Source organism: Saprospiraceae bacterium (assembly GCA_026129545.1).
Lineage (GTDB): Bacteria > Bacteroidota > Bacteroidia > Chitinophagales > Saprospiraceae > M3007.
This window is the reverse complement of record JAHCHX010000001.1, coordinates 2,428,362-2,449,931: the sequence shown is the minus strand read 5'-3', so window position 1 is coordinate 2,449,931 and position 21,570 is coordinate 2,428,362. Positions and strand designations below refer to the sequence as shown.

Sequence of the window (21,570 nt, the reverse complement as noted above, 5' to 3'; positions counted from 1 at the left end):
TGGCCGTCAAACGTTGTGCTATTCAGGCGGTGAGAAATCACCGCCTGAATAATTTGATATCAAACGCCAAGAAATTTCAACCCCGCATCAGCTGCTCATGCTCGCCCTCTCTGATTTTGAATGAATCATGACTTCGCTCATGCTGAAAACTTGACGACTCGAAGCATATACTTCGCGCCGTTAGGTTTTGGGCATGGCTGCAATCGCAATCTGCTAAAAATCAAGAACATCAATCATGTTCATCTAACAAATCCTAGCGAATCAAGGTATACATTGGTCTGAGCAGTGCATTCCCCTACTTCTCTCCGGCATGAATTTTCGCCGCAGCGCGAGGTGTAACAACTCATTCGATTCAATCCTCACCAATCAAACCTGACCCAATCCACGCACACCACGCCGCGATTGGGTTCTTTTTTGTTTTTGAACACAAAGAATAAATCGCAGTAAGCGCGGCAGCCGTTGGCACGGTTCGCGGGAAGGGCGATTTTCATTTCCTCAAAAATTATCCGTTGCGCATCGGAAGGTGCCAAGTGCAAGGTGCCAAGAAGCGAGCCATCGGGGCTGCCCGTGCGCAGTTCGAGCAGCCCGCCGGCACTGTCGCCAAAGCCCAAGCGCAAGACCAGTGATTTTAGCCCCGCTAGGTCAACGTGCCGAAACGCGAACCACGCGTTGTGCTTCAAGTCGCGCAGCACCACCGTGTCGTTGTCGAAAGGTCGGTGCAGGCTTACGCCCTCGCTGCGTTCGTCGCATTTTTCGGCTTGCAGCACGGCCGGGCGCAGTATCAAGGTCTCGCTACCCTCCAATGGCGGCAACCCTTGATGGCCTCGGTCACGGTATGCGGCCTTCAACAAATATGCCCCCGTCGGGCCAGCAAGCACATATCTCCCCTCCAAAGGAAGCGACTGCACGGGTTTGGGAGGAGCGCCGAGCGACAGTATCCACAGCGACATCTGTATCGCCTCTTCCTCTCTTATTTGCGGATGTGGGGTCATGTACGACGCGCCCCAATTGCCCCCGCCGCCGTAGATGATTTTTCGGTAAATGCTCGGCACGGCGAAGGCAATGTTGTTGCGATATCGCTCGGCCACAGCCTGAAAAGACGGGCCATTGATTTGCCTGTCAACGGTATGGCAGCTCTTGCAATCGGACTGCTCCACGAGGCGCTTGCCTTCGGCGTATTTTTCGGGTTGGGCCGTCGAGGCGGGAGTCGGGGCAAGCGCTGCGGGGTTGATGCCCTTTTCCAAATACTCGACCGATGTGCTGATGGCGTGCGGCGCAATGCCGCCATTGCTCAAAGAGCCGTCCTCGCGGTCGTCCACCGCAAGTCGGTAGTGCAGCGTGTCGCCCGCGCGATAAAAACTGCGATTGCGCCCGCCCAAATCCCACCACACGCGCGGCGGCTCATTGCCGACGCTGATGAGCTTGCGAGCAGTGGCGGTGGCACCGTGCGCATCCGTCACCGTCAGCGTCGCCTCGTACACGCCCGGTTTTGGAAAAACATGCACCACGCCAACCTCCCCCGATTGCCCCGCACGCCCTTTGCGGCGCGTGTCGAGCGTCGTGCTTTGCCCATTTTTTTCAGACAGTCGAGCAGGCACAAAAGACCCGCTTGCGAGGGGTGAAGCGTCTCCAAAATCCAATTGATAGGTAAGCTTGTCTCCGTCGTAATCTTTTGATTTTGAAAAAGAAAAAACAACTTCGCAGGGAGTGCCACACGCGGTTTTGTTTGCTTCCAACATTGCGATGGGGTGGCGATTGCCCTGCACGAAATCAATTCTGCTCAATCGCGCGTCCTCGTTTGACGAATACCAGCGCGTGCCGTATTCGAGTACCCAAAGCGAGCCGCTTTTTTGGTCGAGCAGCATATCCATCGGGCGGCTTAGCGGCACCGAATCGGCGAAAGGCTCCAACCGATAAAAATCGCCCAAGCTGTCGAGCGTCACAGCCATGAGCCAGTTGCGCATCCAGTCGTAGATGATGAGTTTACCGTCGAAATATGTCGGAAAACGAGTGGCTTCGGGATATTTGTCGCAGTAATAAACTGGCCCGGCCATTGCGTTTCGCCCGCCCGTGCCCACATTCGGAAAGTCGCGGATTTTACTGTACGGATACCATATAAAGGCGGGCTGGGCTGGTGGCAACATCTGCGCACCCGTGTTGTTGGGCGAATCGTTCACGGGATTTTGAGAAGCGAAAAACGCCCCCGATTGTTGGGTGGAAAAATCGTAGGCTCGATAGGGCTGATTGTCTGCCACGAAATAGGGCCAGCCATAGTTTCCAGCTTCGCGGGCGCGGTTGATTTCATCGAAACCCATGGGGCCGCGAGCGGTGTCGGAGTGCCAAGCGTCCGGGCCGATGTCGCCCCAAAAGAGCAATTGGCGACGCTCGTCGTACGAGATGCGAAAAGGGTTGCGACAACCCATGACGTAGATTTCTGGACGGCCACCCTGTTGCTCGTCGGGCGCGGCGCCGTTCTTCACGCGGAGGTCTTTTTTTGCAAACAAATTCCCCGCCGGGCAAACATACCCTCCATCGTCCGAAGGCTTTATTCTCAAAATTTTACCTCTCAAATCGTTCGTATTGGCAGCGCTCCGCTGCGCGTCGAACGCTTCCCTGCCCCGGCGCTCGTCAATGGGTGCAAACCCATCGGAGGCAAAAGGGCTGGTGTTGTCGCCTGTCGCCAAGAATAGATTGCCTTCCGCGTCGAAAGTCAGGCTGCCGGCGGCATGGAAGCAGTCTTTGTGGCCGACGGGGATGGTGAGCAACACCGTCTCGGAAGCGCGGTCGAGGGTGTCGCCCTGAAAGACGAAGCGCGACAGTTGGTTCATGGAGTCTTTCAAAGAGGAATAGTACAGGTAAATCCATCGGTTGACGTGCCAATGAGGGTCAATGGCGACCCCAAGCAGGCCGTCGCCCATTTCGGAATAAACAGGCAGTTTTGTCACCGTGTTCAGCAGACCTGTCGTGGGGTTGAACAGTTTTATTTGCCCGTGCCGCTCGATGAGGATGATTTTGCCATCGGGAAACTGGGCGATTTCCATCGGCTCGTGCAGGTCGCTAGCCAACACCGTCTTGACGAACCGCGTTGGGTCGGGCGCTCTTTGCGTTCGGCAGCGCCCGTAGTTGAGCGGGCGGTTTTTCCCGATGGCATAGCGCAAGCCATCAAGCAAGTGTCGCTGGAAAACGGGAGCGCTGTACGACGCGGGAATGTGACCCAAGGCGGTGTAAAAGGCCCGCCCCCCGTCGTATTCGTGTCGCCAAGCCAAAGGGTGTGGGGCCTCGTCGGCAGCGTCATCTTTCACGCGCAGCAACCACTCGAGGTCTGGCTCAAGCGAGCGGAAGTAATACACCTCGTCTTTCCAATGCCACGGCTCGCAATTGTTTGTTGGGCAATTTTCAACATAAAGGTCAATGTCTCGAATGGGCGGGTGGTGCTTGAAATATCCGCCCACCAAGCCTCCGTACCAACGCCAAGTGTATTCCGTCGCGGAGGCCGAATGGATGCCCACAAAGCCGCCGCCCGCCTGAATGTATCGTTCAAAATCTGCCTCCTGTCGCGGGTCGAGCACTTCGCCATTTGTGTTTAGGAACACGACGGCGGCATATCGTTTCAGGTTTTTTTCGTTGAAATCGTCGGCATTTTCCGTCGTGTCCGCCAAGATGCCATTTTCGAGACAAATTTTCACCAGCGCCTCTTTTCCCGCTTCGATGCTCTCGTGGCGGTAGCCCGTTGTTTTTGAAAAAACAAGCACGCGCGGCGGAGTGTCCCAGCGGGTGCAGTTTTGAAACAATGCGCAAACAATAAGTATGGAGATAAGGCGATTCATCTTCGGTGGGTGCTGGAATAATGCCCGCGAAAAGTATGACAAGGAACGGGGATTGTTACATTTGCCACAACTTGAAGCACAGATGAATCTTCAAAACGCTCTGCTTGCCATTTGCCTTCACCTTTTTGTTGCTGCCGCCGCGCAAACTAGCGCGAGTGCTATTTTTGACCGAAACACGGTGGAGACGGGCGACACGTTTGCGCTGCGTGTGCTTGTGGCTGGCGTGAATGCCCAACCCGGCACGGTTGATTTCTCTTCTTGGCGCGAATTGCTGCCTCCCGAGAACATCCTCTCGCAAACTGGCTGGACCCGCTCTGGCAACCGTTGGATGTGCCAATTCACTCTGATTGCTTTCGATAGCGCCTTGCTGCAACTTCCACCGCTCAAAGTCACGCTCCGCTTGGGCGACACTTTGCGCTCCAACCCGCTCGCTCTCACGGTGAAACCCACCTACGCAACCGCCGACCTCAATGAGGCCGAACCTATCCGCGATATATGGCGAGAGCCGACGCTTTGGGCGGACCATTGGCCTTGGGCGGCGGGTGCTTTGGCAGGCTTGGCGCTGATGATTTGGCTTTGGCGCAGGAGAAAGAAAAGACCCGTTGCCGCGCCGAGCATTGTGGTGCCGTCACCCGCGCCCGTGGTGCCGCCGCATCAGGTGGCTTTGCACAAGTTGAACGTTTTGGAGCAAAAACAACCATGGAAACACGGCCAATTGGAGCCGTTCTACGCCGAATTGAGCCTCATTGTGCGGGAATATCTGGAAGGGCGGTTCGGCATTCCGGCACTGGAGTCCACCACGCGCGAGATTTTGCCGTTGTTGAAAACCGTCGGATTCCCCGAAAACCTGCGCGATACGGCTCGCCAAGTGCTACACGAATCCGACATGACAAAATTCGCCCAACATCCGCCCCCTGCCCATTTTCACGAAAAAGCCCTAAACATGGCCCGACAACTCATTCTCGCTACCACCCCACGCGACCCATCCATCCATCCCGGCAATCCATTCAAGTAATGCCACCCCAATCGTAAATCGTCAATCGCAAAATCGTCAATCGCAAATGTCCTTTGCCCAGCCTTATTGGCTTTTGTTATTGCTCCTGCTGCCCGTGCTCATGTATGTCTATCGCCGCACGGCCAACAAACGCCACGTCGCCCTGCAAGTGTCGCGGCAGGTGGCCATGCGTGGCGTGAAAACTTGGGTGGTATATGCGCGAAAATGGATTCAGGCGCTGCGTTGGGTGGTGCTGGCGCTGCTCATCGTGGCCGTCGCTCGGCCACAAAAGATGTGGCACGAGGAAAAAATAGAGGCGGAGGCACTCGACATCATGCTGGTGATGGACCTCTCGCCGAGTATGCTCACCAGAGATTTCTCGCCCGACCGGCTCACCGTGGCCAAGCAAATTGCCAACGATTTCGTCAGTCGCCGCCAATACGACCGTTTGGGCTTGGTGGTGTTTTCAGGTGGCGCTTTCACCCAATGCCCACTTACCAACGACCGCCGCATCTTGCAGGCGTTCATCAACAACTTGCAAGTAGGCCGCCTGAAAGACGGTTCGGCCATTGGTATGGGCATCGCCACGGCGGTCAACCACTTGAAAGGCTCCGAAGCCAAGAGCAAAGTTGCCATCGTGTTGACCGATGGCGAGCAAAATGCAGGGGTGGTTGGCCCTATCAAAGCCGCCGAAATCGCCCGCGCGTTGGGGGTGAAGGTATATACCATCGGGCTGGGGGCCGACGGCACGGTGATGTCGCCGACGTTTCAAAATCTGGATGGTTCGTTTGCCTTCGCTGCCCGCACCATGATTTTTGACACCCAGCTATTGGAGGATGTGGCACGGCTGACCGGGGGCCGATTTTACCGCGCACGCTCCGCTGGCGATTTGCAAGGTATTTATGCCGAAATAGACCGTTTGGAAAAAACAAAAATCACCACCAGTACGGTGCATCACACCCTCGACATTTATTTCTGGCTACTAGACGCGGCGTTTTGCCTGTTGGTGCTGGAAATGCTGCTCCGATGGGGCCCCCTGCGCGTGATTACCTCATAACTTTCATACACCCCCTCAACCTCTCTCAACAACCATGTTTCGATTTGAAAATCCAATACTCCTTCATTTGCTGTGGGCCGTTGCCTTACAGGCGTTCTTGCTATGGGTTTATTGGCGGTGGCGACAGCAGGCCTTGCAGCGGCTCGGTTCGCCCGCTTTGGCACAGCGACTCATGTTGGGCTTTTCCAAAAAACGCTTTTGGGTAAAAAATGCGCTGTTTGCGGCAGCGGTAGCACTGGTGGCCATCGCCATTGCCAATCCACAACAAGCCGTGCGACGCACCCCTCCGCCGCAACAAAGCGCGGATGTACTGATTGCCCTCGACATTTCGCAAAGCATGCTGGCGCAGGATGCCAAGCCCAGCCGATTGGAGCAGGCCAAGCGCCTCATTCTGCAATTGGCGGAGGCGCTCAAAGGCGAAAGGCTTGGCCTGGTTTTTTTTGCCGGAAACGCCTACATCCAAATGCCGCTCTCTACAGATGTGGAATCGTTGATGTTGTTTGCTCGCAATGCCAGTACTCAATTCATCACCGACCAAGGCACCGACATCGGTGCGGCGATTGATTTGGGTGCCCGCTTGTTTAGCTCGGCTTCGCCAGCGGGCCGTGCCCTGCTCTTGATTTCGGACGGGGAACACCACGAGGCCGATTTGCTCGCTCGTGCCAGCAAGGCCCGTTCGGAGGGCATCACCTTGCATACCGTTTGCGTGGGTTCGGCTTCCAATGCGACCATCCCGCTTCCCAATGGTGGCCTGAAGCGCGACTTCACAGGCCAAGTGGTGCGCACCAATGCGAACCCGGCGTTGCTGCGCGATATCGCCAAGGCTGGTGGCGGCCTGACGCTCAACGCTGACGATGGGAGGGCTGTGAGCATTTTGGCCGATGAGGTGAGGAAATTGCAAAAAACCACTGTGGAAGCGCGAGCCTACACCGAATATGTTTCCTATTTTCATTGGTTGGCGTTGCTGGCGTTGCTGTTGCTGGTCGTGGAAGAGGGGGTGTGGTGGCAAAAAAGCTAGCGATGCAAAATCTGCTGATTTGCGTTGACTATATCACAACCTGTCTTGAAATATCGGGATTATCACATTGACAATAATCAAATTGCATTCTTGAAAAACGCACTGTCTCGACATCTTGTCATCGCTGCGTTGTCGCTATGCCCGGCAGCGTCGCTCGCCCAGTCAGTCCATCGGCAAATGCGCCAAGGCGACCGCCACTACGACGAAAAATCGTGGAGCGCTGCAGAGGAAGCCTATCGAAAAGCAACACCAAGCGCATCGGCCTGGCACAACGCCGGCAATGCTGCCTACCAACAAGGCAAGTATGAGGTGGCCGCCGAATCGTTCAAAAAAGCCGCCGCCGCCGCTACCCCCGAAGCACGCTCGGCAGCATTTTTCAATTTGGGAAATGCCTATCTGCAACAAGGGAAATACGCGGAAGCCATTGCCGCTTATGAAAAAAGCCTGCGCCAGCAGCCCAACCGCTTCGACGCCAAAAAGAACTTGCAAATCGCCAAAAAGAAACAAAAAGAGCAACAAGACCCGCCACCTCCTCCGCCTCCGCCGCCGCCACCACCCAAGCCTCAACGCAACTATCTCGACCAAGCCCACCAACCCCTCAAAAAAGAGGAGCCTTCCGCAGGCCTCTCCCCCGACGCGGCCAAGCATATCCTACAAACGCTCGTAGTGCCCGATGAAGAAAAAAGCGCCCGTGAGTACCGGACCCTCGCGCCTTCCACCAAGCCTTCGCGGGTGAAGAAGGATTGGTAGTGGCGCCAATCTTCTGGTTGGCCGAACGTTGCGTGCCAACCGGAAGGTTGGCGTTACCACGAAAAATCGGCAGGAAGATTTCTGCCACTGTTGGCGGGGATGCCAACAGCAAGCGGTGGAGCGAGTGGTCAAGCCCGAGTACTCATCCCGTTATTTTTTGCTGGCGAGGATGCCAACGAAGGCATCAATCTCGCAATCCTCCGCCTTCTAACGAAATTTGTAACTACTCAGACAGGGGCAGCGCCCCGAAACACATTCCGGGGCGCTGCCCCTGCTCAAGTAGTTGCCGAAAGTGTTTAAAAATTTTTTCCACGACGCCATTTTTTACCGCCGTCGGCGCGCCAACCAGAAGGTTGGCATCACTTTTTGATTTCCTCAAAATCCAACTTCCTCAACTGCGCCGCTCGCCACCAAGTAAAGACCGCAATCAGAATCGTCATCGTGCCGCCAAAAACCACCGAAGGCACCGTGCCCATCAGTTTGGCCGTCAGCCCACTCTCGAAGGCCCCGATTTCGTTGGATGAGGTAATAAAAATCGAATTGACCGACGACACGCGCCCTTTCATGTGCTCAGGGGTGAGGTGTTGCATCAGCGACGAGCGCACATACACACTCACCGCATCGAACACGCCTGCCAAAAACAGGAAGAAAAACGACAGCCAAAACAACCGCGACAACCCAAACCCAATGATGCACACGCCAAACCCTGCCACACAGGCGAGCATCAATTTGCCCGCGCCTTTCCCCAAAGGCCGGTGAGCGATAACGAACGCCATGCCGATGGCACCCAGCGACATCGCCGCCCGCAAAATGCCCAAGCCTTCCGGCCCCACTTTCAGAATATCTTTGGCAAATACCGGCAACAACGCCACCGCCCCTCCAAACAGCACAGCGAACAAATCGAGCGCGATGGCAGCGATAAGTAATTGATTGCTAAAGACGAAGTGCAAACCCGCCTTGATGCGCTCCACCGCAGGCTCCGAATGGTCGGTAGTCGGCACAGGGCGCGGCGCGATTTGAAACACAAAAATCAAGGCGAACAGACAAAGCACGCTCATCACGCTAAAAGTGAACGACACCCCAGCAAAACCGTATAATATGCCACCCAGCCCCAGCCCCGTGATGCTGGCCACCTCCCAGGTGCTGCTGTTCCAAGCGATAGCGTTGGGCAATAGTTTTCGAGCAACCAATTGAGGCAAAAAAGCGAAGTTTGTCGGGCTAAAAAAACCCCTCGCGATGCCCGTGCAAAATATGACCGAATAAATGCCCGCCAACAGAATCGCCTTGGGCAGTAAATCTCGCCAAGCGGCTAAAGTCAACAACCCAACGGAACAAAGGAAAAGCGTAAGGATGCATCCAATCAGGATGCTGCGCCGATTATACTTATCCGCCAAGTGTCCCGCCCAAAGGCTGATACCGATGGCAGGGATTGCCTCTGCCAGCCCTATGAACCCCAACATCAGCGGGTCGTTGGTGAGGTCATAGACGAAGTAGCCGACTGAAACCGACATGATTTGGATGGCCAGCGTGGTCATCATCCGCATGGCGAGAAAGCGGCGGTAGTCGGGGATGCGCAGGGCAGCGTAAGCGTCTGTCAAAATTGTTGAGGTGTTGAGATATTGAGGTGTTGAGATATTGGCGCAAAAGAACGAAAGGCTTGTATTGGAAGTTCAAAAGCAGGCATTTTTCTCAACGCTATCAGAATTAAACCAGATTTCCCAACTTTGCCCGTTCAGACAAATCACCAAATCCACCATTCAACACATCCACCACGACATGAAATTACTCGAAGGAAAAGTTGCTCTCATCACAGGCGGCTCGCGTGGCATCGGCGAGGCGCTGGTGCGCAAATTCGCCGAACATGGCGCAACGGTCGCGTTCACCTACGTCTCGGCTTCCTCCAAGGAACGCTCGGAAAAACTCGCCGCCGAATTGGGCGCCAAAGTCAAAGCCTACCAAAGCGACGCGGGCGACTACGCCCAAGCCGAGGCTCTTGTAAGCGAAGTCGTAAAGGACTTTGGCAAGTTGGATGTGTTGATTAACAACGCAGGCATCACCCGCGACACGCTTATGCTCCGCATGACCGAGCAACAATGGGACGAGGTGATTCAAACCAACCTCAAATCAGTGTTCAACCTCACCAAACACGCCCTCAAGCCCATGATACGCGCTGGCGGCAGCATCATCAACATGAGCTCCGTCGTGGGTGTGTTCGGGCAGGCCGGGCAAGCCAACTACGCCGCTTCCAAGGCGGGTATCATTGGCTTCTCCAAATCCATCGCGAAGGAATACGGCTCACGGGGACTTCGCTGCAACGCCATCGCGCCCGGCTTCATCGCCACCGAAATGACCGACGCACTCGACGAAAAAACGAAGGAGGGCTATCTCAGCGCCATACCCATGAAGCGTTTTGGCTCTGGCGACGACGTGGCGAACGCTTGCGTTTTTCTCGCTTCCGACATGGGCGCCTACATCAGCGGTCAGGTGATTTCGGTATGCGGGGCATTAAATTGTTGAATCTGACCGCCAATTGCCCACAAATACCAAAATTGTTTTTTCCCCTGCGAAATTAACCCACGCCACATAGCGTTCCTCAACCTGACAACCTGCTTCCAAAGTCCGCGAAACTGGCGGCTTTGGAAGTTTTTTATTTGGTAAAACTTAGGTAGAGGGTAGAAGGCCTAGGACGGAAGGTAGAGGGTGGGAGGCTGATTTCATCTCCATTGAAACAGTAAGCAACCCCAAAGCAAGTCTCTCAATACCTTACCCTAGGCCTTCACCCAAGTAGTCACTTTTTTTGTTAAAATTCACACCTTTGCAACGCGACAAACAGCGCAAATAAAACATAATGGACAAAATCAAAATTCTCTGGGCCGACGACGAGATTGACATGCTCAAGCCCCACCTCATGTTTCTCCAAACCAAAGGCTACGACGTGGTGACGGCCTCCAACGGCCACGATGCGGTGGAGATTTACTTGGAACGGACCAACGATATTGACGTGATATTCCTCGACGAATCCATGCCCGGCCTTACCGGGCTGGAAACGCTGCCCAAAATCAAGGAAATCAACCCAGCGGTGCCAGTGGTGATGATTACGAAAAACGAAGCCGAGCACGTCATGGAAGAAGCCATCGGCTCCCAAATTTCCGACTACCTCATCAAGCCCGTCAACCCCAATCAAATCCTGCTCACGCTCAAAAAAATCATTGACAACAAGCGGCTCGTGCGCGAAAAAACAGCGATGGACTACCAACAGGAGTTCCGCCAGATTTTCATGCAAATCACCGGCGGCCTCGACTACATGGAATGGGTAGATGCCTACAAGCGCATCGTGGGTTGGGAGCTCCGCCTCGATGCCAACCAAGCCGAAGTGGGCGACATTCTCGCGCAGCAAAAACAGCAGGCCAACGTCGAGTTTTCAAAATACGTCGTGAAAAACTACTTCGACTGGGTGGACAAAAACAAGGAGGTCGGCCCCGTGATGTCGCATTCCATGATGCGCAAGCACATATTCCCACATATCGGAAAGGGGGTGCCGACCCTTGTGATATTGCTCGACAACCTCCGCTACGACCAATGGAAAGTCATCGAGCCTTTCGTCAACGAGCAATTCAGGACGGAAAACGAAGGCTATTTTTTCAGTATTTTGCCCACCGCGACGCAGTATAGCCGCAATGCCATTTTCGCTGGCATGATGCCAGCCGACATCGAGCTGGCCTTTCCCGACAAATGGAAAAACGACACCGACGAGGGCGGCAAAAACCTGTTTGAAGATTTCTTTCTGGAAAAACAACTCGACCGCGTGTTTCGCAAAGGCGTGAAATGGGACTACTTCAAAGTCACCAACGTCAATCACGGCAAGGAACTCAACGACAACATTCTCAACTACTTGAACAATGACTTGACGGTCATCGTCTATAATTTCATTGATATGCTCTCCCACGCCCGCACCGAGATGGAGGTGTTGAAAGAACTTGCGGGCGACGAACGTGCCTATCGTTCCCTCACGCGCTCGTGGTTTTTGCACTCGCCGCTTTGGACGGCACTTCAAAAACTCGAAGGACGCGACGTGCAACTCTTCGTCACCACCGACCACGGCACCATCCGGGTGCAAAGCCCTTCCAAAGTGGTCGGCGACCGCGAGACGACCACCAACCTGCGCTACAAAGTGGGTCGAAACCTACAGTACGAGCGCCGCGACGTGCTCGAAGTGCGCGACCCCAAGCAAGCAGGCCTGCCGCGCCCCAACATCAGCAGCACGTTCATCTTTGCCAAAGAGGATTACTTCTTCCTCTATCCGAACAACTACAACCACTTCCACAACTATTACAAAAACACCTTTCAACACGGAGGCATCAGTTTGGAAGAAATGATTTGCCCGGTAGTGCGCCTACGGAGCAAGTGATGCCAATCTTCCGATTGCCTACCATCAAGGGCAAAGCACATATTTTTATACCTCGCGCCGCCAAGTTTTGGACATGGCTGCAATCGCAATCCGCTCAAAATCAGGGGCATCAATCATGCTCATCCGATAAATCCTAGCGAATCAAGGTGTAAAGTTGCGCCTTAAGCGCCTTCGCTTCCTTTTGGAAAGGATGCCCGTTCTGATGCACCACATCGTCCACAATGATTTTGGCCTCATCCACCTTGCCTGCCTTCAGCAAGGCCAAGGCGGTGTACCATTGGGCAGTCTCCCAGTCGTAGCTGTCGCTGCTGACTTGTCGCAAAGCGGCCAACGCCTCATCGGCCTTGCCGAGCGCCAATTGCGACACGCCGAGATAGAGCAACGCCTCAGAGCGGCGGGCGAACGAGGCATCGCCAAGCAGTTGTTCCAGCCCAGCGACGGCAGCGGCGTAGTCGCCCTGAGCGTATGCCGTTTGCCATGCTGAGGGAGCAGCATCGCGCACGGCGGGGGCAGCAGGTGCCGCAAAGTGTGCGGCAAAAAGTTGCTCAGGCGCTTGGCCGGGATCTTGGTTGAGCAAGAAAGGAAGGGCAGCGAGCAGCAGCGCCAAAACGGCGGCAGCGGCGTAGAAGAATTTGCGATAAGTATTCATGGCTCGCAGGTTGGAAGTTTGCAAAACAGGTTCTTTCTCTGCTTGCAACAACTCTTGGGCGTATTCCGACAGCCGAGCTTCGAGCTGGCGGTCGCCCTCCTGCCGGATGGCGGCGAGCATCGTCGCGTATTCCGACACTTCCTGCGCGAAAGCCGGGTCGTCGGTCAGGCGCTGCTCAAAAGCAGCTTGCTCTTCCGCCGAAAGTTGATGCAGGCGGTATTTCCGAAGGAACTCATAGAGGATTTCATTCATGGTGCGAAGTCGTTTTGATGCCGACACGAACTTAGACGGCTGACGGGGCAAAAATCTCAATGACGTGGATTTTTTCTGAATTTTATTTGCCCGCCCCGCATTATCCAACAATGTCCATACATTTGGCGAAAATCCAAAAAACCAGACATATTCATGAGAACTCCTCTACTCTGGCTGGCTATGCTTGCACTAGGGTTGGCCTTGTGCAGCCAAATTTCCGAGCGTGCTCCCGACGAGCAGGCAGCCGACATAACAGGTTGGTTGAAACAAACGGACAAGTACATTGAAGAGGGCGAATACGACAGCTCCCTCGCATTGGCACAACAGGTTGTACTCGCGGCGGAAAAAACAGCCAATTGGGAGGCATGGGGCAAGGCACAAATCCATTACCTCGGCTCCTGCTACTACCTGAATCGAAGCGCCGAAGCCGTCGCCACCTTTCCCCAACTCGAACATCTCGGACGAGCACACATCCATCCCGACAGCACCTTTTGGGGCGGATACTTCAACGTGGCAGGCGCTATTTTTGACCAATTGGGCAACTACGAGGAAGCCATTCGCTACGGCCTGAAAGAAATCGCTTTCTTCGAAAAAAACGGCGACCACGCCGCCCAAGCCATCGCCAGCAACAACATCGGCGCATACTACCTACGCCGCGGCGACTACGACCGCGCGCTCGAATACACCCAATCCGCCCTCCAACTTTACCGCTCCAACCCCAAGACCGACCCCGCCGACCTCGCGTGGACCTACGGCAACTTAGGCGCTATCTGGTATCGGAAAAAAGACTACCCCCGCGCCGTCGCCAATGCCCACGAAGCCCTCTCCATGTTGGAAAAACATTTTCCGGGAGAGCTGCCGCACGATTACATCGTCGCTTACAATGACTTAGCCAACGTGTATGTGGAAAATGGAGAACCCGAAAAAGCACTGGAATACCTGCAAAAGGCACTTGCCGTACACAAAAAGAACAGAATCGAACGCGAAATAGAAAACGTCTGGCACAATCTCGGCTATGCCTACCGCATGATGGGGCGCTACCCCGAAGCCACCGTTTATCTGAAAAAAGCCATCGAACGCTATCGCCCCAACCACCCCAACCTCGGCAAGGCATACCGGCATCTGGGCATCATCGCGCAGCACCAAGGCGACCTGCGCGGCGCGTTGACCTACCATCAGCAGGCACTTCGCAGCCTGACCGACTCTTTCCCTCATCAGGACATACTGGCCAACCCCGCCCCACAGCGCGTGAATGCCTATTTCGATTTCCTTTTCACCCTCCGCGACAAAGGCGAAACGCTCCGCGAACTGGCCACAGCAGAGTCTAACCCCGTGTTTTTGGAGGCAGCACTGTCAACTTATGACTTGGCAGCCGGCGTGCTCGACAGTATGCGGGCAGAATATCAGGAAGGCTCGCGCCAATTCTGGAACGAGGAAGCACAGCCCATCATAGAAAACGCCATCGCGGTAGCCATGCAACTGCATCGCAACACGGGCGATTTGCGATATTTGGAAAAAGCGTTCGAGTATGCCGAAAAAAACAAGGCCCTCCTGTTGGCCGAGGCCCTCCGCGACGCCGCTGCCCGCCAGCAGGCAGGCATACCCGACTCTGTTTTGGAACAAGAAAAATCGCTGAAAATTGACATCGCTTTTTACAAAAGACAAATTTTCCGCGAACAACAAAGAACCCAACCCGACACCACCAAAATTTTGCTTTGGCAAAAAAACATCCTCGAACGCCGTCGCGCCAATGAAGCCCTGCTCACCCGATTGGAGCAATCGTACCCAGAGTATTATCGAATCAAATACAGCGCCCCCCGACTCACTATCTCGGCGTTGCAACAGCGCCTTCCGCCCAACACCAGCCTGCTGCAATTTTTCAAAGGCGACCGCGAGCTGTTTGTGTTCTACTTCGACCAACATACCGCAAAAGGCTTGTCGCTACCGACCGACTCCAACTTTGTCCACGCTTTTGAAAGGCTGTTGCGCCAGCTGCGCGACCGCGACCAAGCCGCCGAACAAGGGCGCAGCGCCGCCGCCATAGCGCAGTTTGCCGCCGATGCCCACTCACTCTATCGCGTGCTGTTGGCCCCCGTCGTAGCGCAAATCCCCGAAAAACTCGTGGTAGTGCCCGACGGCAACCTGGCCTATCTGCCCTTTGAGCTCCTAGTCAGCAAGGAACCCTCGGCACCCACCAACTATGCCCAGCTCCCGTTCCTGCTGCAGCAGACAGTGCTCCGCTACGAGTACTCGGCCAGTTTGGCGCTGACCCAACCCACCAGCTCTCGTGCTAGCCAACTGTTCGCGGGATATGCCCCCGCCTACGACGAAGACAGCGTGGTGGCTACCTCTCGTGGCGACCAGCGCAACTGCCGCGACGCGGATGCAGCCACTTTTGCGGCGCTACACAGCAACCAAACCGAAGTGTCGCAAATCGCCCGCCTGCTCGGTGGCCAATCATATCTGGGCAAAACAGCCACAGAAGCCAACTTCAAACAACGCGCCCACGAATCCCGTGTGCTGCATTTTGCCATGCACGGGTTTCTCAACGATTGCGACCCGATGTACTCTGGGCTGGCATTCAGCAGGCCACGGGGAAGGAAAGGCGAGGACACCAGAGTTGTTGGCGAGGACACCAGAGTTGTTGGCGAGGACACCAGAGTTGTTGGCGAGGACACCAGAGTTGTTGGCGAGGACACCAGAGTTGTTGGCGAGGACACCAGAGTTGTTGGCGAGGACACCAACAACGGCAGCAGCAACGACGAAGCGAACGATGGTTTTTTACATACTTACGAGATATACAACCTAAAAATGAACGCCGAGCTAGCCGTGTTGAGCGCCTGCAACACGGGCCAAGGCCAACTGGCCAAAGGGGAAGGCGTGATAAGTTTGGCGCGGGCGTTCAAATACGCGGGATGCCCCAATGTGCTGATGAGCCTCTGGCAAGCCGACGATGAGGCAACGGCACACATCATGCAGGACTTCTATCGCCACCTGAAAAAAGGAATGGGCAAGGCAGAGGCGATTCGGCAAGCCAAACTCGATTACCTGTCTGCCAATACCCGCAATCACCCTTTTTTCTGGGGCGCGTTTGTGCTGATTGGCGATGACGCGCCCGTCAGCCGACCATCGTCTTTTGGCCTGTGGTATGCGTTGGCATTGGCCGGGATGGGGGTGGCGTTGTGGTGGTTTTGGCGCTTTAGAAGCAGAACCCGATAAGAACAGAACTTTTCTTTTTCAGGACATTCCATTGAGCAAACACGCATTTGTACGTCTAATCCTCCCGAAGAGCTTCCCCGCACAAAGCGTCTGGTCAACTTTTTTTCATCCATAAAATAACTACACCATGGCAACAACGAACAATATCAAGGTCAAAGTAGTGCGGGTCGGCGACCCCAACCTCACTGTCACGCTCGAATCAAACGACGGAGGAACATTTCCCGCGTATGTGAAACTGGTGGCCAACCTCAGCAACAACAATCTGCCCAATGGTAGGCTTCAGGTCAATAATTCAAGCAGCCCCAGCACAACAGGCGCATCCTCCGTCACCATCCAATGTGGTTTTCCAGACAGCTCTTATGCCCCCGGCCAGAGCTTTGGCTACGATATGACAGCCAATCCCTCGACTGGCACAGGTGTCCAGTTTTCGACGGACAACGTCAACTGGCGCAACTTTCCCGGCACCTACTCCACCGACGGCCAACCGTGGAGCGGCACCGTCACATCGCAAGACTTTACACCCGACGAGATGGCCGTACTCGCCTCGGTTCCCACTACCGCAAAAGGCAACGCTTCGCTCTGGGAAAGCATCGTGGCATTCTTCCGCAGCTTGTTTGGGTTAAAATAATATCAGATTGTCCTCAAAAACCTTTCTTTGCCAAATCAAGGGCGGTCTCACAACCCAAATGACTATTGGTCACTGCCCAATAGTCATTTTTGAATTTAAAATTCAATGTTCAATGCCTTGTGGAGAAGCCTTACCAAATCAACTTACTGTGTTTTAAAATGTCAGCCGATGAAGCATTTTGCCCTCCTCCTGATTTTTGCCCTCAATGCCTCGTGCCTTGCCGCTCAAGCAGAGCCAGTTGCGCCGCTCACCATTTTTGAGCAGCTCACCGCGACGGAAGCCTGCGAGCTCACTCTCGAAGCAGACCTCACCACTTTGGTCGGACAAAAGAAAACCAACAATTACTTGCCCGGCACGTTGCGCACCAAAGACGGAAAATCGTACCCCTTAGAGCTCCGCGCACGAGGACGCTACCGCCGCAAAGTGTCGCAACTGGCCCCGATAAAGGTGAAATTCAGCAAAGAAGACCTCCGCAATGCGGGTTTGGACACTCTCAACGAAATCAAAATCGCCTTGCCCACTACCTTCACCGATGTGGGCAACGAACTCATCGTGAAGGAATACCTGGCCTATCGGATGTTCGAACTGGTGTCGGATGCGCATTTTCGCGCCAAATTGGTGAAACTGACCCTGAAGGACACCAACGAAAAAGGTTCCGGCACCAAGAAAGTGTTTGCCATTTTCATTGAGGACGAGGAAGAGGTGGCGCATCGAATCGGCGGAACGCCCGATGGCACTTTTGGCGTGAAAATCGAATCGCTCGACCAACAGCAAGCCGCCTTGGTGGTCATGTTCCAATACCTCATCGGCAACACCGACTGGGATTTTTCCATGCACCGCAACGTAGAGTTGTTCATGATGCCTAATGGCAAGCGGTTGGCATTGCCCTACGATTTTGATTTTGCAGGCTTGGTCAGTGCGCCCTATGCCAGCCCCTCGTCGGAAAGCGGCGTGAAAACCGTGCGCGACCGTTATCTGATGTCGTCGGACGTTGATAGTGAGGCGCTCAAGACGGCCATTGCCACCTTGAAGTCGAAAGAGAAGGAGTTTTATCAGCTTTGCCGCACCAAACACCTGCCCAGAACGGCTTCTGCCGACATGATTGGTTTTCTCCAATACTACTTCAAAAACATGGAAGGCAAGGACGCAGCGCCGACGGTGATGGCAGAAAAGCGGGAATGAGCGGCGAGAGTAGTGTGGTGTCGTGATATTCAGGCGGTGAGTTCAAATTCACCGCCTGAACAATTGCTCGTGCATATCGAATGCCCAAGACCTTCATTTCCCCATTCACTTGCTTCACGTTTCGGCGTTGCGCAGCAGCGCCTGCCGGAGTTTTTGCAGGCAAGTGTACTTTTTGCTGTTCACGCTAGCGGCATTGCTAAACCCAATGCGTTGGGCAATCTCTTCGGCGCTGTAGCCCCAATAGTCGGAGTCGAGCAAAATCTGTTTGCATGGCTCGCCCAACTGTTGGAGCTGCTCCATCACCCGCGTTATTTGGTCGGACAAGATGAGATTTTTCAGCGAGTCCTCGTCGCTGGTCGTTTCGCGCGCCGATTCGAGCGGCTCGGTCGGGTGAGCATTTTTGGAGCGCAACAGGTCAATACATTTATTGGAATAAATGCGCGTCAGATAGGTTGAAATGGAGCTCTCGCCGCGAAAAGCACCCTCCACCAGTTGGTTACGCAAGGCAATCACTGCCGAATTGTAAGCCGATAGCACCTCATCGTCGCCGAGCGAGCGATACTTCTGCCGCCCTTGTTTGGCCATGTAGAGAAACTGTTCGTAGAGCCGCCGAATCCCCCTTTCCTGACGATGGCCGCCAGCCTGAATTTCCGCAATAAAATAATCGTCAGTATATCGCATGATGACACGCCCGTAAGACAGGGCAATTTTACAGGAAACCACAGGAGATTTTTCACAGGTTGGCGATTTCTTTTATCTTCTTTATGTTTGCCCACCTTTCTTGCCCAACAAATCAAGCGATATTTACGTCAAGCAACAAATCATCATTCCAACATGGCCGACACAAAAGCACATTTATTGTATGTAGAGGACGACGAAAGCCTGAGCTTCGTGACTCGCGACAACCTCGAGCTCAACGGTTACGAAGTCACTTATTGCGAGGACGGGCAAAAGGCCCTCGATGCCATACAGTCGAAGCAAAAATTCGACCTCTGCATCCTCGACGTGATGTTGCCCGAAGTGGATGGCTTCACGTTGGCACAAGAAATCCGCAAGCGCGACGAGGTGGTGCCCATCATCTTCCTGACTGCCAAAAGCATGAAACAAGACAAAATACACGGCCTCACCATCGGTGCCGACGACTATATGACCAAGCCGTTCAGCATCGAGGAACTGCTGCTGAAAATAGACATCTTCCTGCGCCGCACCAAGTACGCCAACATCCTCAAATCCAGCACGCCAGTCAGCATCGCCCGTTATTCTTTCGATTACAAAAATCTCAGCCTCACCGCCGAAGGCTACTCCGAAACACTCACCCAAAAAGAGGCCGACCTACTCAAACTGCTCAACGAACACCGCAATCAGGTGGTGAAACGCTCCTTCATCCTCGAAACCATCTGGGGCAAGGACGACTACTTTTTGGGGCGCAGCCTCGACGTGTTCATTTCCCGTTTGCGAAAATACCTCAGCCTTGACGACCGCATCAAAATCGAGAACATCCATGGCGTGGGGTTCAAATTCAAGGTGGACGATTGAACGTTGATGAGGTTTGACAAAGGTTGATGGGTTTATTGTTGGAATTTGAGACTGTGTGGACAATAAATCAACCCTCATCAAACCCTCACCAGCCTTGAAGCCTCGCTGCCCTATACCCTATTTTCAATGCAATCCATCTTTTACGACCACCCGCACGGCAAAATACACACCCTCCGGTTTGGCACTGGCCCAAAGCTGCTCATTGCCTTGCACGGATTTGGCGACCGCGCGCGGATGTTTGCGGTGCTGGAAGAAGCCTTGGGAAAAAACTACACCGTCGTGGCAGTGGATTGGCCTTTTCACGGGCAAACGGAATGGTCGGAGCGCACGTTCACCAAAGACGACTTGCTCGGCATCATTCGTCAAATTCTCGCCCAACACGAATGTGAGCGATTCTGCCTCATGGGCTTCAGCTTCGGCGCGCGACTTTCGCAAGCCATGCTGCCCGAACTCGCCCCACATCTCGATAAACTTTACCTGCTTTCCCCCGACGGCGTAAAAACAAAAGGCATGACCACTGCCGTGCACACTCCCATGTGGGTGCGTCGCCTCTTGTTCAGGGTTTTGCAAAAACCAGAGTGGTTTATCCGCCTCGTGCAATGGGGGCGCAAAACAGGTCTCGTGCCACCCCTCATCCATCATTTTCTGACCAACAACCTCAACCGCCCCGAACGTCTCCAACGCACTTTCGGGTGCTGGCTTTCCCTTGACTCCTTCTACCTCCGCCGCCGACACATCAAAGCCACTTTGCAAAAAAACAGCCTGCCCACCGATGTTTACATCGGGCTGAACGACCGCTTCCTGCACCAAAAAGCCCTGCGCAATCTCTACGAAGGGCTGCCCAATGTGCGCGTCTTTTGGCTTGAAGAAGGCCACCGCCTTGTGGGAGAGGGCTTGGCGGAGGAAATCATCGCAGCGATAAAAATTTAGGCATGGCTGCATAAGGCCGCCATTCGACCCCCTACTTTTGCCCGGCATGAGCCTTCACCTCAACGACAGCCTGAACTTTATCGCCAAAATCACCCCGCGCCGCGCTTGGAATTTTGCCAAGGTGCTGGCTTCGTTTTATTTGTCCCGATGGACGCGCCGTCCCCTCCAATGGGGGCTTCCCGTGACGGTCAGCATAGAGCCTACCACCGCTTGCAACCTGCGCTGCCCCGAGTGCCCCAGTGGGCTGCGGGCGTTCAGCCGCGATACGGGCAATCTGAAAGCCGATTTTTTCCGAAAAACGGTGGATGCCTTGCACCGCGACCTCTTTTACCTCATTTTTTATTTTCAAGGAGAGCCTTACATCCATCCCCAATTTCTCGATATGGTGAACTACGCGCACCGCCGCCGCATTTTCACCACCACAAGCACCAACGGGCATTTTCTCGACGACGAGAATGCGCGCCGCACGGTGGAAAGCGGCCTCGACCGACTCATCATCTCAGTGGATGGCACCACGCAGGAGACTTACGAACAATATCGGGTGGGTGGCTCGCTTGACAAAGTGTTGCAAGGTGCCCGCAACGTGGTGGCTTGGAAACGCAAACTGAAAAGTCGCCGCCCGCATATCATTTTTCAGTTTTTGGTGGTGCGGCCCAACGAGCACCAAATCGCCGACATACATCGGCTCGCCAAAGAAATCGGCGTGGACGAGGTGAAACTCAAAACTGCCCAAGTGTATGACTATCAACAGGGCAACCCGCTCATCCCCACCCTCCACCGATATGCTCGCTACCGCCAATCCGCCGATGGCTCGTGGCAGGTGAAGCACGCCCTTGCCAACCATTGCTGGAAGCTCTGGCACGCCTGCGTCGTCACTTGGGATGGGGTCGTGGTGCCTTGCTGTTTTGACAAGGACGCGCAACACCGATTGGGTGATTTGAAGCAAGCCGCTTTCCGCGATGTGTGGCACTCGCCTGCGTACGTTGCGTTTCGGCGAGCTATTCTCAAGGGGCGCGACCAGATTGATATCTGCCAGAATTGCACGGAAGGCTGCACGGTCTGGGCTTAGATAGGGCTTCTGGCTTGAAGGTTTGTGGTTGGCTGGGCAGGCCGCCAACCG

At 54.6% G+C, this 21,570-nt stretch carries 16 protein-coding genes; 12 read left to right on the top strand and 4 right to left on the bottom strand.

Translation table 11 applies throughout. From position 1 onward, the window contains the following. Positions 1-359: 359 nt before the first annotated feature. Positions 360-3,827, bottom strand: coding sequence for a ThuA domain-containing protein (locus KIS77_09340; protein ID MCW5922537.1), 3,468 nt, complete (start codon positions 3,825-3,827; stop codon positions 360-362). Positions 3,828-3,909: 82 nt separating this feature from the next. Here KIS77_09340 and KIS77_09335 point away from each other — a divergent pair, with 82 nt between their 5' ends. The 4 genes from KIS77_09335 to KIS77_09320 all read left to right on the top strand — a co-directional run bounded on the left by KIS77_09335 (position 3,910) and on the right by KIS77_09320 (position 7,646). Beyond that, the gene (locus tag KIS77_09335) at positions 3,910-4,842 is read left to right on the top strand and encodes a hypothetical protein (GenBank protein ID MCW5922536.1); all 933 of its coding nucleotides are present in this window, start codon (positions 3,910-3,912) and stop codon (positions 4,840-4,842) included. Positions 4,843-4,888: 46 nt separating this feature from the next. Further along, complete coding sequence (locus tag KIS77_09330) at positions 4,889-5,878, top strand: VWA domain-containing protein (protein MCW5922535.1); 990 nt, start codon at positions 4,889-4,891, stop codon at positions 5,876-5,878. 34 nt (positions 5,879-5,912) lie between these two features. Continuing rightward, on the top strand, positions 5,913-6,896 hold the full coding sequence (locus KIS77_09325) for a VWA domain-containing protein (protein ID MCW5922534.1): 984 nt from the start codon (positions 5,913-5,915) through the stop codon (positions 6,894-6,896). Between the two features lie 90 nt (positions 6,897-6,986). Then, entirely contained in the window at positions 6,987-7,646 is a 660-nt protein-coding gene (locus tag KIS77_09320; GenBank protein ID MCW5922533.1) for a tetratricopeptide repeat protein, read from the top strand. 359 nt (positions 7,647-8,005) lie between these two features. Here the strand turns inward: KIS77_09320 and KIS77_09315 are convergent, their stop codons facing one another. Beyond that, positions 8,006-9,244 carry an MFS transporter gene (locus KIS77_09315; GenBank protein MCW5922532.1) on the bottom strand — a complete coding sequence of 413 codons (1,239 nt, stop codon included), beginning with the start codon at positions 9,242-9,244 and terminating at the stop codon, positions 8,006-8,008. Between the two features lie 178 nt (positions 9,245-9,422). Between KIS77_09315 and fabG the strand changes: the two genes are divergently transcribed. After that, positions 9,423-10,163, top strand: coding sequence for a 3-oxoacyl-[acyl-carrier-protein] reductase (fabG, locus tag KIS77_09310; protein ID MCW5922531.1), 741 nt, complete (start codon positions 9,423-9,425; stop codon positions 10,161-10,163). 331 nt (positions 10,164-10,494) lie between these two features. Further along, on the top strand, positions 10,495-12,054 hold the full coding sequence (locus KIS77_09305; protein ID MCW5922530.1) for a PglZ domain-containing protein: 1,560 nt from the start codon (positions 10,495-10,497) through the stop codon (positions 12,052-12,054). A gap of 133 nt (positions 12,055-12,187) precedes the next feature. On the opposite strand, the gene KIS77_09300 is transcribed toward KIS77_09305, so the two are convergent. Then, entirely contained in the window at positions 12,188-12,955 is a 768-nt protein-coding gene (locus tag KIS77_09300) for a tetratricopeptide repeat protein (GenBank protein ID MCW5922529.1), read from the bottom strand. Positions 12,956-13,108: 153 nt separating this feature from the next. Here KIS77_09300 and KIS77_09295 point away from each other — a divergent pair, with 153 nt between their 5' ends. The 3 genes from KIS77_09295 to KIS77_09285 all read left to right on the top strand — a co-directional run bounded on the left by KIS77_09295 (position 13,109) and on the right by KIS77_09285 (position 17,984). Beyond that, positions 13,109-16,174, top strand: a complete 3,066-nt coding sequence (locus KIS77_09295) for a CHAT domain-containing protein (GenBank protein MCW5922528.1) — start codon at positions 13,109-13,111, stop codon at positions 16,172-16,174. A gap of 127 nt (positions 16,175-16,301) precedes the next feature. After that, positions 16,302-16,802 carry a hypothetical protein gene (locus KIS77_09290; GenBank protein MCW5922527.1) on the top strand — a complete coding sequence of 167 codons (501 nt, stop codon included), beginning with the start codon at positions 16,302-16,304 and terminating at the stop codon, positions 16,800-16,802. Positions 16,803-16,970: 168 nt separating this feature from the next. Next, positions 16,971-17,984, top strand: coding sequence for a hypothetical protein (locus KIS77_09285; protein MCW5922526.1), 1,014 nt, complete (start codon positions 16,971-16,973; stop codon positions 17,982-17,984). A 114-nt stretch (positions 17,985-18,098) separates the two neighbouring features. Here KIS77_09285 and KIS77_09280 read toward each other — a convergent pair whose 3' ends face one another. Further along, positions 18,099-18,665, bottom strand: coding sequence for a sigma-70 family RNA polymerase sigma factor (locus tag KIS77_09280; GenBank protein MCW5922525.1), 567 nt, complete (start codon positions 18,663-18,665; stop codon positions 18,099-18,101). A 153-nt stretch (positions 18,666-18,818) separates the two neighbouring features. Here KIS77_09280 and KIS77_09275 point away from each other — a divergent pair, with 153 nt between their 5' ends. From KIS77_09275 to KIS77_09265, 3 genes are all read left to right on the top strand, one after another. Next, a complete protein-coding gene (locus KIS77_09275) occupies positions 18,819-19,520 on the top strand; it encodes a response regulator transcription factor (GenBank protein MCW5922524.1) in 702 nt (233 codons plus the stop codon). Positions 19,521-19,646: 126 nt separating this feature from the next. After that, the gene (locus KIS77_09270) at positions 19,647-20,450 is read left to right on the top strand and encodes an alpha/beta hydrolase (GenBank protein ID MCW5922523.1); all 804 of its coding nucleotides are present in this window, start codon (positions 19,647-19,649) and stop codon (positions 20,448-20,450) included. A gap of 46 nt (positions 20,451-20,496) precedes the next feature. Further along, positions 20,497-21,519: an SPASM domain-containing protein gene (locus KIS77_09265; GenBank protein ID MCW5922522.1), complete on the top strand. Its 1,023-nt coding sequence runs from the start codon at positions 20,497-20,499 to the stop codon at positions 21,517-21,519. Positions 21,520-21,570: the final 51 nt, after the last annotated feature.

Excerpts from the sequence above, each read along its gene's own strand:
- KIS77_09340 (MCW5922537.1), bottom strand. The coding sequence starts at position 3,827 with ATGAATCGCCTTATCTCCATACTTATTGTTTGCGCATTGTTTCAAAAC.
- KIS77_09335 (MCW5922536.1), top strand. The coding sequence starts at position 3,910 with ATGAATCTTCAAAACGCTCTGCTTGCCATTTGCCTTCACCTTTTTGTT.
- KIS77_09330 (MCW5922535.1), top strand. The coding sequence starts at position 4,889 with ATGTCCTTTGCCCAGCCTTATTGGCTTTTGTTATTGCTCCTGCTGCCC.
- KIS77_09325 (MCW5922534.1), top strand. The coding sequence starts at position 5,913 with ATGTTTCGATTTGAAAATCCAATACTCCTTCATTTGCTGTGGGCCGTT.
- fabG (MCW5922531.1), top strand. The coding sequence starts at position 9,423 with ATGAAATTACTCGAAGGAAAAGTTGCTCTCATCACAGGCGGCTCGCGT.
- KIS77_09305 (MCW5922530.1), top strand. The coding sequence starts at position 10,495 with ATGGACAAAATCAAAATTCTCTGGGCCGACGACGAGATTGACATGCTC.
- KIS77_09300 (MCW5922529.1), bottom strand. The coding sequence starts at position 12,955 with ATGAATGAAATCCTCTATGAGTTCCTTCGGAAATACCGCCTGCATCAA.
- KIS77_09295 (MCW5922528.1), top strand. The coding sequence starts at position 13,109 with ATGAGAACTCCTCTACTCTGGCTGGCTATGCTTGCACTAGGGTTGGCC.
- KIS77_09290 (MCW5922527.1), top strand. The coding sequence starts at position 16,302 with ATGGCAACAACGAACAATATCAAGGTCAAAGTAGTGCGGGTCGGCGAC.
- KIS77_09285 (MCW5922526.1), top strand. The coding sequence starts at position 16,971 with ATGAAGCATTTTGCCCTCCTCCTGATTTTTGCCCTCAATGCCTCGTGC.
- KIS77_09280 (MCW5922525.1), bottom strand. The coding sequence starts at position 18,665 with ATGCGATATACTGACGATTATTTTATTGCGGAAATTCAGGCTGGCGGC.
- KIS77_09275 (MCW5922524.1), top strand. The coding sequence starts at position 18,819 with ATGGCCGACACAAAAGCACATTTATTGTATGTAGAGGACGACGAAAGC.
- KIS77_09270 (MCW5922523.1), top strand. The coding sequence starts at position 19,647 with ATGCAATCCATCTTTTACGACCACCCGCACGGCAAAATACACACCCTC.
- KIS77_09265 (MCW5922522.1), top strand. The coding sequence starts at position 20,497 with ATGAGCCTTCACCTCAACGACAGCCTGAACTTTATCGCCAAAATCACC.